General features: G+C 70.1%; 12 protein-coding genes. 11 read left to right on the top strand and 1 reads right to left on the bottom strand.

Going from position 1 to position 14,867, the window contains the following annotated elements:
• Positions 1-226: 226 nt before the first annotated feature.
• The 5 genes from UWG_RS0102385 to UWG_RS0102365 all read left to right on the top strand — a co-directional run bounded on the left by UWG_RS0102385 (position 227) and on the right by UWG_RS0102365 (position 7,805).
• Complete coding sequence (locus tag UWG_RS0102385; protein WP_016905606.1) at positions 227-1,510, top strand: ABC transporter substrate-binding protein; 1,284 nt, start codon at positions 227-229, stop codon at positions 1,508-1,510.
• An 11-nt stretch (positions 1,511-1,521) separates the two neighbouring features.
• Positions 1,522-2,424, top strand: coding sequence for a carbohydrate ABC transporter permease (locus UWG_RS0102380; protein ID WP_016905605.1), 903 nt, complete (start codon positions 1,522-1,524; stop codon positions 2,422-2,424).
• Positions 2,421-3,368, top strand: coding sequence for a carbohydrate ABC transporter permease (locus tag UWG_RS0102375; protein ID WP_016905604.1), 948 nt, complete (start codon positions 2,421-2,423; stop codon positions 3,366-3,368). The genes UWG_RS0102380 and UWG_RS0102375 overlap by 4 nt, the downstream gene beginning before the upstream one ends.
• 52 nt (positions 3,369-3,420) lie before the next feature.
• A complete protein-coding gene (locus tag UWG_RS0102370) occupies positions 3,421-4,680 on the top strand; it encodes a glycoside hydrolase 5 family protein (RefSeq protein ID WP_016905603.1) in 1,260 nt (419 codons plus the stop codon).
• A gap of 77 nt (positions 4,681-4,757) precedes the next feature.
• Positions 4,758-7,805, top strand: coding sequence for an alpha-mannosidase (locus UWG_RS0102365; protein WP_016905602.1), 3,048 nt, complete (start codon positions 4,758-4,760; stop codon positions 7,803-7,805).
• Positions 7,806-8,338: 533 nt separating this feature from the next.
• On the opposite strand, the gene puuE is transcribed toward UWG_RS0102365, so the two are convergent.
• The gene (gene puuE, locus UWG_RS0102360; protein WP_029391093.1) at positions 8,339-9,319 is read right to left on the bottom strand and encodes an allantoinase PuuE; all 981 of its coding nucleotides are present in this window, start codon (positions 9,317-9,319) and stop codon (positions 8,339-8,341) included.
• Positions 9,320-9,526: 207 nt separating this feature from the next.
• On the opposite strand from puuE, the gene UWG_RS0102355 reads away from it, so the two are divergent.
• The 6 genes from UWG_RS0102355 (at position 9,527) to UWG_RS0102330 (ending at position 14,865) form a co-directional block, all read left to right on the top strand.
• Entirely contained in the window at positions 9,527-10,288 is a 762-nt protein-coding gene (locus UWG_RS0102355; protein WP_106429901.1) for an FCD domain-containing protein, read from the top strand.
• Between the two features lie 106 nt (positions 10,289-10,394).
• Positions 10,395-11,567, top strand: a complete 1,173-nt coding sequence (locus tag UWG_RS0102350) for a sialidase family protein (RefSeq protein WP_029391092.1) — start codon at positions 10,395-10,397, stop codon at positions 11,565-11,567.
• An 84-nt stretch (positions 11,568-11,651) separates the two neighbouring features.
• Entirely contained in the window at positions 11,652-12,284 is a 633-nt protein-coding gene (locus UWG_RS0102345; protein WP_029391091.1) for a hypothetical protein, read from the top strand.
• 30 nt (positions 12,285-12,314) lie between these two features.
• Positions 12,315-13,112 (top strand): energy-coupling factor transporter transmembrane component T family protein, encoded by a 798-nt coding sequence (locus tag UWG_RS0102340; protein WP_033195923.1) that lies wholly within the window; start codon positions 12,315-12,317, stop codon positions 13,110-13,112.
• Positions 13,113-13,114: 2 nt separating this feature from the next.
• On the top strand, positions 13,115-13,981 hold the full coding sequence (locus UWG_RS0102335) for an energy-coupling factor ABC transporter ATP-binding protein (RefSeq protein WP_029391090.1): 867 nt from the start codon (positions 13,115-13,117) through the stop codon (positions 13,979-13,981).
• Complete coding sequence (locus UWG_RS0102330; RefSeq protein ID WP_016905595.1) at positions 13,978-14,865, top strand: energy-coupling factor ABC transporter ATP-binding protein; 888 nt, start codon at positions 13,978-13,980, stop codon at positions 14,863-14,865. Before UWG_RS0102335 ends, UWG_RS0102330 begins: the two co-directional genes overlap by 4 nt.
• Positions 14,866-14,867 lie beyond the last annotated feature (2 nt).

Here is a 14,867-nt window from a genome sequence, read left to right as displayed (position 1 = left end):
TGCGCTAAAGCTGTTGGAGACTAAAGCGCATTAGGCACCGGACGCAACCCTCCGGAGCTGCCTCTCAAAAACAGTCGAACAGCGGCGAGTTGGCCTTCACCCGAACTCTTGACTTTCCCCTCCGGCGCCGTGCAGGTTGTTTTCGGCGCCGCGGCTGACATCGATGTCAACCGGTGACGGCTTTCCGGGCGCCCTTCCCCACTCCTGCCCGAAGGAGCCGTTCGCCGTGCGCGTTTCCCGCCCCGCCTTCACCACCCTCGCCTGCGCGCTCTTCCTCTCCGCCTGCTCCACAGGCACGCAGGACGTCGACACCGGGAGCGCCGAGGGACGCGTACACGGCTCGATCACCTTCCAGACGTGGAATCTTCGGGCGGCCTTCCCCGACTACTTCGAGGGTCTGATCGCGGAGTTCGAGAAGAAGCACGAGGGCACGCACGTCAAGTGGGTGGACCAGCCGGCCGAGGCGTACCCGGACAAAATCAGCGCGGACGCCGCGGGCGGCACCCTGCCGGACGTGGTGAACGTCTCCCCCGACCTCGTCGCGCCCCTCGCCAAGGCGCGGTTGGCCCTCGATCTCGACCGGGCCGCCCCGCAGTACCGCGAGCGGTACCTGCCCGCCGCATGGAAGAGTCTGCAGATACCGGGCATGAAGGGCACCTACGCCTTCCCCTGGTACCTCAACACGGGTCCGATGTTCTACAACAAGCGACTCTTCCGCGAGGCCGGACTCGACCCGGCGAAGCCGCCCCGCAGCTACGACGAACTCTTCGACGCCGCCCTGACCATGGCGAAGCGCAGCGACGGACGCATCGCGACGCTCGCCGCCACGCCGACGATCGAGGACTTCGGCCGCTACGGCGTACGCCTGATGAACCCGAAGGGCACCGCCTTCACCTTCAACGAGCCGAAGGGCGTCGAACTCCTCGAGCGCTACAAGGAGTTGTACGACGCGGGAGCCCTCGACTCCCAGGTGCTCACCGCCACCCCTGAGCAGGCGGGCAGGAAGTTCATGCAGCAGTCGGTGGCGATGAACCCCGGCAGCGCACTGGACCTGGCGAAGTTCAAGAAGGACGCCCCGAGCCTCTACAGGAACATCGGCGTCGCAGACGCGCCCAACAACACGGGCCGTCCCAACATGTACGTCCAGGGGCTGATGGTGAACGCGGCCGGCGAGAACAAGGCGACCGCCGTCGCCTTCGCCAGGTTCGTGACCAACGCGAAGAACCAGATGGACTTCGCCCACGAGACGACCGTCTTCCCCAGCACGAAGGGGACGTTGGACGACCCGTACTTCACCGACGACAAGGACGGCGACGACGAGACGCGCATCCGGGTCTCCTCGGCGAAGTCCCTCGACAAGGCGGTGAACTACACGCCGGTGCTGCTGAGCGACGACATGAAGACGGTCCTGCAGAACGCCGTCGCCAGGGTCATGCGGGGCGACACCTCTCCGAAGGCGGCGCTCGACAGCGCCGTCGAGGAGTGCAACCGACTGCTGAAGCTGAACTGAGGGGCGCGCCGATGACCACCGCAACCGACAGCCGCCCCGGCGCCGTACGGCGGCAACGCCCCGTCAGCCCATGGCTGTTCCTCGCTCCCGGCCTGCTGATCGTCTCCGCCTTCAGCCTCTACCCGTTCCTGAGCACCCTCGGCAACGCCTTCACCGACAACCGGACCCTGGTGCCCGGCGGCTTCGTCGGCCTCGCCAACTTCCGCGAGCTGCTCCACGACGACATGTTCTGGACCGGGCTGCGCAACAGCGTCCTGTACGTCGCCGTGACGGTCCCGCTGCTGGTGCTGCTTCCCCTGCTGCTGGCGATGCTGGTACGGCGGCACGTCCCCGGCATCACCTTCTTCCGCTCCGCCTTCTACACGCCCGTGGTCGCCTCGGTCGTCGTCGTCGGGCTGATCTGGGTCTGGTTGCTCGACGACCGGGGCCTGGTCAACGGCATCCTCGAGGCACTCGGCGCGAGTCCCGTCTCCTTCCTCAGCGACCCGTGGCTGCTGCTGCTCAGCGCGATGCTGCTGACGGTCTGGAAGGGCCTCGGCTACTACATGATCATTTACCTCGCCGCGCTGACCAACGTCCCGCGCGAGCTCCACGAAGCCGCCGCCGTCGACGGCGCGGGCGCTCTCCGCCGCTTCGTCACCGTCACTGTCCCCGCGCTCCGCAACACCATGGTGCTCGTCGGGGCGCTCTCCTCCGTCAGCGCCTTCAAGGTGTTCTCCGAGGTCTACCTGCTGGCCGGGGAGAACGGCGGCCCCGCGGGCGAGGACACCACCCTCGTCCTGCTCGTCCAGCAGGTCGGCACCGGACTCAACGGACGCGTGGGCTACGCCTCCGCGATCTCGGTCGTCGTCTTCGCCCTCACCCTCGGCCTGATGCTGCTGGTGCTGCGGGCCAACCGCAAGGAGGACTCGTGAGGCCCACCGCCACAGCACCCGCGCCGCACGCCGGAGACGGCCACCGGGACGAGGAGACCGCACACAGAGCCCGTCCCCGCGGACGCCGCAGACGCGGCGCCGGCTTCAGCGACGGCAGAAAGCTCCCCGTGTGGCAACTCCTGCTGCGCTACGCCCTGTTGCTCGCCGTCCTCGCCCTGATGATCGGCCCCTTCCTGTGGCAGCTCTCCACCTCGCTCAAGGGGCCCGGCGAGGACATCTACAGCTATCCGCCCCAGCTCCTGCCGGAGGACTGGACGTGGGACGCCTACAGCGGCGTCGCCAGGATCATCCCGGTGTGGGACTACGCGCTGAACTCCCTGACGGTCGCCGTCGCCAGCGTGCTCACCAACCTCCTCGGCGCCTCGCTCGCCGGATACGCGCTCGCCAGGCTGCGGTTCAGGGGGCGCAAGGCGGCGCTCGTCGTCTTCGTGATGGCGATGCTGGTCCCGCTGGAGAGCATCATCATCGCCCAGTTCACGCTCATGCGGGAGCTGGGGCTCAACAACACCCTCACCGGTGTGGTGCTCCCCGGCGCCGTCGGCGCGATGAACGTCCTCCTGATGCGCAACGCCTTCTCCCACCTGCCGTACGAGGTGGAGGAGGCCGCCCTGGTGGACGGCGCCAACGTCTGGCAGCGCTTCTGGCGTATCGCGCTGCCGTCCGTGAAGGGGACGCTCGCCGTCGTCGCCATCTTCGCCTTCATGGCGGCCTGGGACGACTTCCTGTGGCCGCTCATCGTCCTCAGCGATCCGGACAACTTCACCCTCACCGTCGGACTCAACTACCTGCACGGCACGTTCGCCGACAACCAGCGCCTCGTGGCGGCCGGCACGATCATCGCCGTGGTGCCACTGATCGTGATGTTCGCCTGCCTCCAGCGCTACTTCTTCCGCGGCGTGAGCGAGGGCGCCGTCAAGGGCTGACCCCGCCGCCCGCACCGACCCGTGAACCCCACCTCGAACCACAGGACCCCCCATGAGCCCCGCACCGCGTTTCGGCGTCAACTACACACCCGCACAGGGCTGGTTCCACCACTGGCTCGACTTCGACCTCGACGCCGTCCGCACCGATCTGGACGCCATCGCCTCGCTCGGCCTCGACCACGTCCGCGTCTTCCCGCTCTGGCCCGTCTTCCAGCCCAACCGCTCGCTGATCAGGCCGCGCGCGGTGGAGCAACTGCTCCAACTCGCCGACGCAGCAGGGGAACGCGGACTGGAGGTGAACGTCGACGGCCTCCAGGGCCACCTCTCCAGCTTCGACTTCCTGCCCTCCTGGACCGCGACGTGGCACCGCAGAAACCTCTTCACGGACCCCGAAGTCGTCGCGGCCCAGGCCGAGTACCTGCGCACCCTCGCGCAGGCCCTCGCCGACCGTCCGCACTTCCTCGGCATGACCGTGGGCAACGAGGTCAACCAGTTCTCCGACGCGCCCCACCCCGACCCCGACCCGGTCACCCAGGACGGCGCAGGCGCCTGGCTGGAGCGCATGATCGCGGCCTGCGAGGAAGGCGCCCCCGGCCGGCTCCACCTGCACGCGGCGTACGACGCGGCCTGGTACCAGGACGGCCACCCCTTCACGCCCGCGCACGCGGCGCGCATCGGCGCGGCGACCGCGGTCCACTCGTGGGTGTTCAACGGCACCGCGCAGCGCCACGGCCCCGGGGGCGCCGCGACGGAGGGGCACGCCGCCTACCTGATGGAACTCTCCAAGGCGTGGGCGCGGGACCCGCACCGCCCGGTGTGGCTCCAGGAGGTGGGGGCGCCCGCACCGCACGTGCCGCCGGAGCGGGCTGCCGCCTTCACCGCGGCGACCGTCGCGCAGGCGCTCGACACCGAGGACGTCTGGGGCGTCACGTGGTGGTGCTCCCACGACGTCCCCCGGAGCCTCGCCGACTTCCCCGAACTCGAATACGACCTGGGCCTGTTCACCGTCGACCAGCGCCCCAAGCCCGCCGCGCGCGCCCTCGCCGACGCGGCCGCGCAGGCCCGCGCGGAGTGGCGCCCCGCGCCGCCCCGTACGACGGCGCTGATCCTCGACGCCGTCCCCGAGGCGTCCGCCGGCGCACGCCCCGGCCGGTCCGTCTGCGCCCCCGGCGGCGCCTTCTTCGAGGCGTTCGCGCGCCTGGCGTCCGACGGCGCACGCCCCGCGGTGGTCCTGCGCGAGCACGCCGACGACCCGGCCCACCTGGCAGCCCGCGGCATCACCGAGACCGTCTCCGTCGAGCACGCCTCGTGACCTCCGGCACCCCGCACCCGTAAGCCGGTTCGCACCGCCTGAGCCCGCACACCCGCACACCCGCAGGAGCCCGCACCATGCACGACGACCGCGACCTGACCGAAGCCCGCCTCAAGCGGGTCCTCGACGAGCGCATCCGCCCCGCCGTCCACCCCGCCAGCGTGCCGCTCGACGTGTCGGTCTGGCACGCCCCCGGCGAGCCGGTACCCGTCGAGGAGGGGCTGGCGGCTCCGTACCGCCCCGTCTCGGTCGGCGAGAAGTGGGGCGCGCCCTGGGGGACGAGCTGGTTCCGGGTGACGGGGTCCGTCCCCGCCGAGTGGGCGGGCCGTACCGTGGAGGCGCTGCTCGACCTGGGCTTCGACGAGAACATGCCGGGGTTCCAGTGCGAGGGCCTCGTGTACCGCCCCGACGGCACCCCCGTGAAGGGCCTCAACCCCCGCAACCAGTGGGTGCGCGTCGCCGAGGAGGCCCTCGGCGGCGAGGAGTTGGACCTGCGTGTCGAGGCCGCCTCCAACCCCGTCATCCTCGACTACCACCCCTTCCTGCCCACCGCGCTGGGCGACAAGGAGACGGCGGGCGACGCACCTCAGTACCGCCTCGCCCGGATGGACCTCGCCGTTTTCGACGAGACCGTGTGGAACCTCGTACAGGACCTCGACGTGCTCGGCGAGCTGATGCCGGAGCTGCCCGCCGACTCGGCACGGCGCTCGGAGATCCTCCGCGCCGTGGGCGAGGCGCTCGACGCCGTCGACCTCCAGGACGTGGGCGGCACGGCGGAGGCCGCGCGCCGCTGCCTGCGCGGGGTACTCGCCGCCCCGGCACAGGCGTCGGCGCACCGCATCAGCGCGGTGGGCCACGCGCACATCGACTCGGCGTGGCTGTGGCCGCTGCGCGAGACGGTGCGCAAGGTCGCCCGTACCGCCTCCAACATGACCGCGCTCCTCGACGACGAGCCGGAGTTCGTCTTCGCCATGTCCCAGGCGCAGCAGTTCGCCTGGCTCAAGGAGCACAGGCCCGAGGTGTACGCGAGGGTGAAGCAGGCGGTGGCGGAGGGGCGGTTCGTCCCGTCGGGGGGCATGTGGGTCGAGTCCGACACCAACATGCCGGGCTCCGAGGCGATGGCCCGCCAGTTCGTGCACGGAAAGCGCTTCTTCCTCGACGAGTTCGGGGTCGAGAACGACGAGGCGTGGCTCCCCGACACGTTCGGCTTCGCGGCCGGTCTGCCGCAGATCATCAAGGCCGCCGGCGCCAAGTGGCTGCTCACCCAGAAGATTTCGTGGAGCCGGATCAACTCCTTCCCCCACCACACCTTCCAGTGGGAGGGCATCGACGGGACGAGGATCTTCACCCACTTCCCGCCCGTCGACACCTACAACTGCTCGATGAAGGGCGAGGAGATCGCCCACGCCGCTCGCAACTTCAAGGACAAGGGCGCCGCCAGGCACTCGCTCGCGCCCACCGGCTGGGGCGACGGCGGCGGCGGTACGACCCGCGAGATGGTGGCCAGGGCCGCCCGGATGCGCGACCTGGAGGGCTCGGCAACCGTCGAGTGGGAGACACCGGCCGCCTTCTTCGCCAAGGCCGAGGCCGAATACCCGCAGGCCCCCGTGTGGGTCGGCGAGCTCTACCTGGAGCTGCACCGCGCCACCCTCACCAGCCAGGCCAAGACCAAGCAGGGCAACAGGCGCAGCGAACACCTGCTGTACGAGGCGGAGTTGTGGGCCGCGACGGCACACGTCCGCGCCGGGCACCCTTACCCGTACGAGCAGCTCGACCGGATCTGGAAGACGGTGCTCCTGCACCAGTTCCACGACATCCTGCCAGGCTCGTCCATCGCCTGGGTGCACAGGGAGGCGGAGCGGACGTACGCCGCCGTCGCGGACGAGCTGACGGGGATCATCGAGGAGGCCCAACGCGCACTCGCCGGCGAACCGGGCGCGGGTGCAGGGGAGTTGGTCTTCAACTCGGCACCGCACACCCGCCGCGGCGTGCTCCCCGGCGCCGCCGCTCCCGCAGCACCCGCAGAGGGCGCCGTCACCGTGACCGAGCGCGAGGCGGGCGGCCTCGTCCTCGACAACGGCAGGCTGCGGGTCGCGCTGGACGCGCGCGGGCTCGTCGTCTCCGCCTACGACATCCCCTCGGAACGGGAAGCGGTCGCCCCCGGGCAGGCCGCCAACCTCCTCCAGATCCACCCGGACTTCCCCAACATGTGGGACGCCTGGGACGTGGACGAGTTCTACCGCAACAGCGTCACCGACCTCACCGCCGCCGACGACGTCACCGTCGTCACCGAGGGCCCGGAGTCCGCCTCCGTCCGCGTCACCCGGTCGTTCGGCGGCTCGCGGGCCACCCAGACGCTCACCCTCGACGCCGGCTCGGGACGGCTCGACGTCGACACCGAGGTCGACTGGCAGGAGACCGAGAAGTTCCTCAAGGTCGCCTTCCCCCTCGACGTCCACACCGACCGCTACGCCTCCGAGACCCAGTACGGGCACTTCTTCCGGCCGACCCACACCAACACCAGTTGGGACGCGGCCAAGTTCGAGGCGTGCAACCACCGCTTCGTCCACCTGGAAGAGCCGGGCTGGGGAGTCGGGCTCGTCACCGCCTCCACCTACGGCCACGACGTGACCCGCACCGTCCGCGCCCACGACCACGGCACCACGACCACGGTCCGGCTCTCCCTGCTGCGCGCCCCGCGCTTCCCCGACCCGCACACCGACCAGGGCGTACACCGGTTCCGCTACGCGCTCGTCCCCGGCGCCTCCGTCGGTGACGCGGTGCGGGAGGGCTGGAGCCTCAACTTGCCCGCGCGCACCGTCCGGGGCGGCGGCGAGGTGGCCCCGCTGGTGACGGTGGACGACGACGCCGTCGTCCTCACCGCCGTCAAGCTCGCCGACGACGGCAGCGGTGACGTGGTGGCGCGTTTCCACGAGTCCCACGGCGGCCGCACCGCGGTGCGGCTGCGGCCGGGATTCGAAGTGGCGCGGGTCGACGCCTGCGACCTGCTGGAGCGTCCGCTCGCCGCTCCGCGCGAGCACACGGTGGACGAGGACGGGACCGTCGCGCTGACGTTGCGCCCCTTCGAGCTCGTCACCCTGCGTCTGACGCGGACGGGTGCGTGAGGCGTGAAAGGACCCAACGTGCCTTCTTGAGGTGGACGTTGGTCGGCCGTCCCAGGCCGTCGGGTCCGAACTCCAGCGTGCTCGGACAGAGACCGCGCCCGCTCCGCCCGGGTGCTCTTCGACCACCTCAGCCCCGTGGCGGCCAGGAGCGCCCTGACCGCGAACGCCCGGCAGCGCACGACCACGTAGCGGCTCGCAACTAGCGTGTGGTGGCCGGCGGTTGACCGCCGGCCACCACAGCGCCCCGGCGGACGCCCTTGGGGCTGGACGCCGGGCTACCGCTGCAGGGACATCCCGAGCTGAAGTCGGCCCACGGGTCCGCCATGCACGCCACCGGCCGCAGCGGAAGCACCGCGGACATCGGCCACCGGCTGGGCGTCGGCAAGCAGGCCGCGCACAGGACGGTCAAGAAAACCGCGCACAGCGCCAACCGGCCGCCGGGTTCGGGACTTGCAGGGAGCCTGATCGGGCAGGGCGGAGGCTGCGAGCCGAGTGCGACGAACGTGGCGGCGCCCGTGGTCGCCTCGCGCGCCTCAACTAAGCGGCCGCCCCGCCGTCGCCCCGTCCCGCGCCAGCGGGTCAACGGAGCCCGGCAACCACTGCGCCGCCGGGTGGACCGTGCGCCAGTGGCGGGCGATGTCCACGCGGCGTGCGACCCAGACGTCGGAGCGTTCCGCCACGAGGTCGAGGAACCTGCGGAGGTCCGCCGCACGGCCGGGGCGTCCACTGATCCGCAGGTGCAGCCCGATGCTCATCATCTTCGGGAACTCCGCCCCTTCTTCGAGCAGGAGCTCCAGGGCCCGCGTGAGGTAGGAGGAGAAGGACTCGGACTGGAACCCGTAGGTGTTGACGTAGCGACCGTCGTTGTTGTCGAGGGTGTAGGGAACGACGAGGTGGGCGGTGCCCTCGACGTCGGTCCAGTACGGCAGGTCGTCGCTGAAGGAATCCGAGTCGTAGAGGAAACCACCGTGCTCGACGACGAGACGGCGGGTGTTCTCGCTGTTGCGACCGGTGTACCAACCGAGCGGCGCCTCACCGCACACATCGGCGTGGATCTGCACCGCCCGCTCGACGTGTGCGCGCTCGGTCTCCGCGTCGAGTGCGGCGTAGTTGATCCACCGGAGCGAGTGCGAGGCGAGCTCCCACCCCGACTCCTGTGCAGCCGCCACGAGTTCGGGGTTGCGCCGCAGCGACTCGGCGATCCCGAAGACCGTCACAGGGAGACCGCGCTCCGCGAACATGCGTCGCAGCCGCCAGAAGCCCGCGCGGGTGCCGTACTCGTACTGCGACTCGACGTTGAGGTTGCGGCGCCCGGGCAGTGCGGTGGTCGGTTCCTCGGTGAGGAACGCCTCCGAGGCGTCGTCACCGTGCAGAATGTTGTTCTCGCCGCCCTCCTCGACGTTGAGGACGAACTGCACGGCCACCTTCGCTCCGCCGGGCCACTGTGCATGCGGGAGTTCCCTGCCGTAGCCGGCCAGGTCTCGGGGATAGTCGCTGGAGGGGGAGGGGGGCATCAGCAGTCCCTGCCTTGATCGCGAAAGGCCGTGCCGCCACGGGCACACGCACGGTACCCTGTGACCGGCAGGCGTTGGTCACTTTTGACTAACCATGGTCGCCGAGGTGCTCCGCGTCAAGTGCGCACCCTTCGGCAGCCTGCCCCTCGCCCCGGGCGAGGGCCGGTGGCGAACGAGGCGTCCGAAGGGACGAGCGAGGGGACGATCATGAACGACCGCGAAGGGGCCATGCTCGCGCTGCTGCAGTTGATGTCGGCGTCCAGCACTCCGCTGGGCACCCGCAACGCGCAGCGCGAGCTGGCGCAGCGGGGCCGGGAGATCAGCGAGTCCTCCGTCTCGCGCCTGCTGCGGGAGATGGATGCGCGGGGCTGGACGACGCCCGTCGGCGCCAAGGGGCGCACGCTCGCCGCCGAGGGGCGACGCCGGGCGGCCGAAGCCGTCCTGACCCACCGCACCTCGGACTCGCTGCAGCACGCGGTGCGCGACACCAAGGACCTCCTCGACCTGCTCAGGGCCCGCCGGGCGGTGGAGAGCGCGGTCGCGGGCGATGCGGCTCGCGAGCCGGAGGAGGGCCGACTGGCGGAGTTGCGGGAGCTGTGCGACCAGCACGCGCACAGCGTCGGCAGCGCCCCCCTGATCGAGCAGCCGGGGCTGCGGTTCCACCGGGCGCTGGTCGAGATGTCGACGAACAGGATGCTCAAGGTGGCCGCCGAGATGATGCTCGCGTCCCACTTGGACCGGGTGGAGGCGGTGCTCGACACCATCCTCGCCACCCGGCGGGACGAGGAGAAGGTGATCGCCGAGCACCAGGCGGTGCTGGACCGGATCGGCCACCGCGACGCCGCGGGCGCCGAGGAGGCCATGAGGGCGCACTTCGAGGAGATGATCGCGGCCGTGGAAACGTCGATCGTCGGGGGGAACGAGGTCCTCGTCCAGCGGCTGTTGGACTGGATGCCCTCGAGCGAGTAGTACACGAGCAGCGTTGGTCACTATTGACAGACGCTAGGCGCTCCTCAACACTGTCGTGCACCGCCGCACGCTCGACGATGCGGCACCACCGACGACAGGAGCAGGCATGCCCCGAACAGGCACCATGGCCCCCGCCCGTATCCTTCCGCGCCCCACCGGTGCCCGTTACCAGGACGAACACCGCAAGTGGCAGGGCATCCCGTCGGTCGAGCGCACCCGGGGAGGCCGGCTCTACGTCAACTGGTACACCGGGCAGGAGACGGAGACCTCGGGCAACTTCGTCGTCGTCACGACCAGCGACGACGACGGCAGCACCTGGAGCGGCCCCAGGTTCGTCGTCGAGCACGACGACCCCGCGGTGCGCGTGTACGACCCGACGCTGTGGCGAGACCCCGCCGACAGGCTCTGGCTCACCTGGAACCAGAGCAGCGGCTTCTTCGACGGCAGGATCGGCGTCTGGGCCGCGACCAGCGACAACCCCGACGACGACGAGCCCGTCTGGTCCGCACCGCGCCGGATAGCCAACGGCATCATGATGAACAAGCCCACCGTGCTCTCCGACGGGACGTGGCTCTTCCCCGCAGCGATCTGGGCCTGCCACACCGCCACCGAGGAACACCCGCTGGAGCAGGAGCGGTTCTCCAACGTCTACGCCTCGACCGACGGGGGCGAGACGGTCTCCTACCTCGGCGGGGCCGACATACCCAACCGCAGCTTCGACGAACACATGATCGTCGAACGGCGCGACGGCACACTGTGGATGCTCGTCCGGCGGTTCGACGGCGTCGGTGAAAGCTTCTCGGAGGACGGCGGCCGGACGTGGACGCCGGGTCGCCTCAGCCACGTCGACGGCCCCTGCTCCCGCTTCCACATCCGCCGACTGCCGTCGGGGCGACTCCTGATGATCAACCACGCGGATTTCGGGGATCGCCGCCCCCGCGAGGAGATCGAGCAGCAGGGCGACGTCAAGGAGTGGAAGGGCCGCACCAACCTCACGGCCTTCCTCAGCGACGACGACGGCGTGAGCTGGCCGCACCGCCTCCTCCTCGACGACCGTGACGACGTCTCCTACCCCGACGCCGCCATCGCCGACGACGGCCGATTCTTCGTCGTCTACGACCACGATCGCTTCGGCGACCGGGCCGTCTACCTCGCCCGGTTCACCGAGGACGACATCCTGGCCGGCCGGATGGAAAGCGACGGCTCCGCCTCCCGCATGCTCGTCAACCGCGCCCTGGCGCAGCCCGAGCCCGAGTCCGGGACGGCCGCCACCCGGTGAACAGGCGCCCGCGGTGATCACGCCGACCACCTCTCGGGGCGCCGCACCGATCCGCATCGGCTCGCATCAGCAGAGGAAAGATCCATGGCAACGAAACAAGCGGCGTCGGCGAAGTGGTGGGCGAGACTCCCCAATTGGAAGTTCCGACTACTTCCCCGAGACACCCGCACCATCATCACGTGCGTCTTCCTGGGACTCACCATGGCGGTGATCAACCAGATCACCGAGCGCCTCGACCTCGCCCTGACCGGCGGCAGCATTCCGATCGTGTCGGCGATCGTCGTCTGCGCGATCTGGGTGCCTTCCGCGGCGTTCTACGGCCTCACCGGGGCCCTGATCACCGCGTGGATCAACCCGATCATCTCCAACCTGACGGCCTCCCAGCCGATGGCGCCCTTCCTCTTCCTCACCAACGCCGCGCACACGGTCCCCGTCGCGCTGCTGGTGTGGCTGATGAAGTCGCGGGACAAGGGCCTGAAGCTGTGGCAGGTCGTTCTCATCGGACAGATCGGCGGCGTGTGCGACGCCCTCATGTTCGGCCTCGGCAACCGCGTCATCCTGCACCTGCCCTGGGACTTCATCACCGGTCAAGTCCTCGTCGTCCAGCCGTGCTACCTCCTCGGCTCGTTCATCACCTACGGGATCATGCGCCGGCTGGTCAACACCGGACTCGTCAAGAAGCAACGCGACCTCAAGGCGGCCGCCGATGCCGTCTGACCGGTCCACACGAACCAAGGGGAACCCCCGATGAGTGGAACGATGCTCTATCAGCCGGGAGGGACGTTCCTCCACCGCGCGGACGCCCGGGCGAAGATCGCCGCCATCCTCGTCGTCCTCGTCCTGGCACTGATGACGACGCGCATCGACGTGCTCGTCGTGCTGACCGCCGTGGTCGTCGTCGGGCTCGCCGCTTCCGCACGCATCACGCCGGCGTCCTACGCCAAGGCGCTGCTCCTCATCATCCCGCTGATCCTGCTGCTCACGCTGTTGCAGGCGCTCGTCCAAGGAGGACCGGCGCTGGCCACCGTCGCAGGGGTCTCCCTCTCGCGGGAGGGTGTGCTGCTCGGATTGGGCATCGGCATGCGCCTGTTCGCCATGGGGATCTGCTTCTACGGATTCTCGGTGACGACGAGCCCGTCGGACATCGCGCTCGCGCTCAACAAGGCAGGGCTGCCCTACAAGTTCGCCTACCTGACGAGCTTCGCCTTCCGCTTCCTGCCGCTGCTGCAGGACGAGGCGCGGACCCTGCTCACCGCCATGGCGGTGCGCGGGTCGGCGGAGACCAGCTCGCGGCACCCGATCCGGCGCGGTCGCGCGATCGTCCGGATGCTCTTTCCGATGCTCGCCGGATCCATGAAGCGCAGCAGTGACATCGCTCTGTCGATGGAGCTGCGCGGCTACAGCCTGCCGGGGCGGCGGACCTTCTACCGGACGACTTCCTTCCGGGCGGCTGACGCCTTGCTGATCGCCGGCGTGGTCCTCGTGGCCGCCGCGCTCCTGGTCATGCAGTGGCAGCTCCCCGCACCATTCACCGAAGGGGCGTGAACATGACTGCACCAGCACTGGCAGTCTCCGGCCTGTCCGTCCGCTACGAGGGGGCCGACCAACGCGCGCTCGACGAGGTCGACTTCGAGGTCGCTCCCGGGGAGATCCTGGGCATCCTCGGTCCGACAGGCGCAGGGAAGTCGACCCTCATGCAGTGCCTGTCCGGCGTCATCCCCCGTCACGAGGACGGCGCCGGTATGCGCGGCGAGATATACCTCTTCGGGCGTCCGCTCTCGGAGATCGCCGGCCTCTCCGAGATCACCGAGAGCATCGGCCTCGTCATGCAGGACCCGGAGGTGCAGCTCGTCAACACCGTGGTGCGCGAAGAGCTCGTCTGGGGCATGGAGAACCGTGGGACGCCGGTACCGGAGATCGAACGCCGCCTGGAGCGGGCCTGCGAACTCTTCGACATCGGCGGCCTCCTCGACCGGTTCACGCACGCCCTGTCGGGCGGGGAGAAGCAGCGCGTCGTCGTCGCGTCGATCTTCTGCCTCAACCCGCGGATCATGCTCCTCGACGAGCCGACGTCCGAACTCGACCCGGCAGGCACCGAGAGCGTCATGGACGCCATCCGCGTGCTCGCGGGCGAGGGCGTCACCGTCCTCCTCGTCGAGCACAAGGTCGAGGAGCTGGCCGTCTACGCCGACCGCCTCCTCGTCCTGCGGCACGGCCGCGTCGAAGCGGCCGGCAGCCCCCGCGACGTGCTCACGGGCCCGACGGCACCGGACCGGCCCCAAGTACTCGACATCGCCCTGCGGTTGAAGGAGCGGGGGCACTGGGACGCCGAGGTTCCGCTCTCCGTCCCGCAGGCGGTGACCGCCTGGCAGACGATGGCGAACGAACCGCACAGTGACAGGAACCGCTCATGAACCACTCGGAGAACGTCATCGAGATGGTCGGCGTCGAGCACCGCTACGGCCGAGACGCAACGGCTCTGGCCGGAGTCGATCTGGCGATCGGCCGGGGCGAGTTCGTCGCGATCATCGGCAGGAACGGCTCGGGCAAGACGACCCTCGCCAAGCACTTCAACGGCCTGCTCCGGCCGACGAACTCCCACGGTGCGGTCCGGCTGCGCACCAAGGACGGCACCACGGTGGACACCCGCGGCACACGGCTGCACCATCTCGCCGCAACCGTGGGGTACGTCTTCCAGAACCCGGACCGGCAGATCTTCCACGACACCTGCCGCGAGGAGCTCGAGTACGGGCCGCGCAACCTCGGCGCCGACCCCGCGGAACTCGCCCAGGAGGTAAGCGACTCCCTGGAGTTGGTGGGCCTGGCGGGGCACGAGGAGACCAACCCGATCCACCTCTCCCGGGGCGAGCGCCAGCGGCTCGCCATCGCCTCGACCCTGATCATGGGGTGCGACGTCGCCGTCGTCGACGAACCCACCACCGGACAGGACCGGGCGGAGTCGCGCAAGATCCTCGACGCCCTCGCCCACCACCACGCCCGTGGCCGGACGATCGTCATCATCTCCCACGACATGGCACTGGTCGCCGAGTACGCCACCCGCGTCGTCGCCATGCGCCAGGGCCGCGTCCTGACCGACGGCTCGCCGGCCGAGGTCTTCTCGCAGCGCGAGGTCATCCAGGAGAGCAACATCCGGCCTCCGCAGGCGGCGGTGCTCGCCGCGGAACTCGGCCTCCCCGGCATCCTGACGGTCGACGACGCGGTCCGCGCGATGAGCGAGAGCCGCACCGCAGCACCGTCACCCGACGCATCCCCGACCCACGACGACAAGGTCCACTGAAC

The organism is Streptomyces xiaopingdaonensis (assembly GCF_000262345.1).
Classification (GTDB): Bacteria; Actinomycetota; Actinomycetes; order Streptomycetales; family Streptomycetaceae; genus Streptomyces; species Streptomyces xiaopingdaonensis.
The sequence above is the reverse complement of the archived record's forward strand: the minus strand, read 5'-3'. Positions and strand labels throughout refer to the sequence as shown.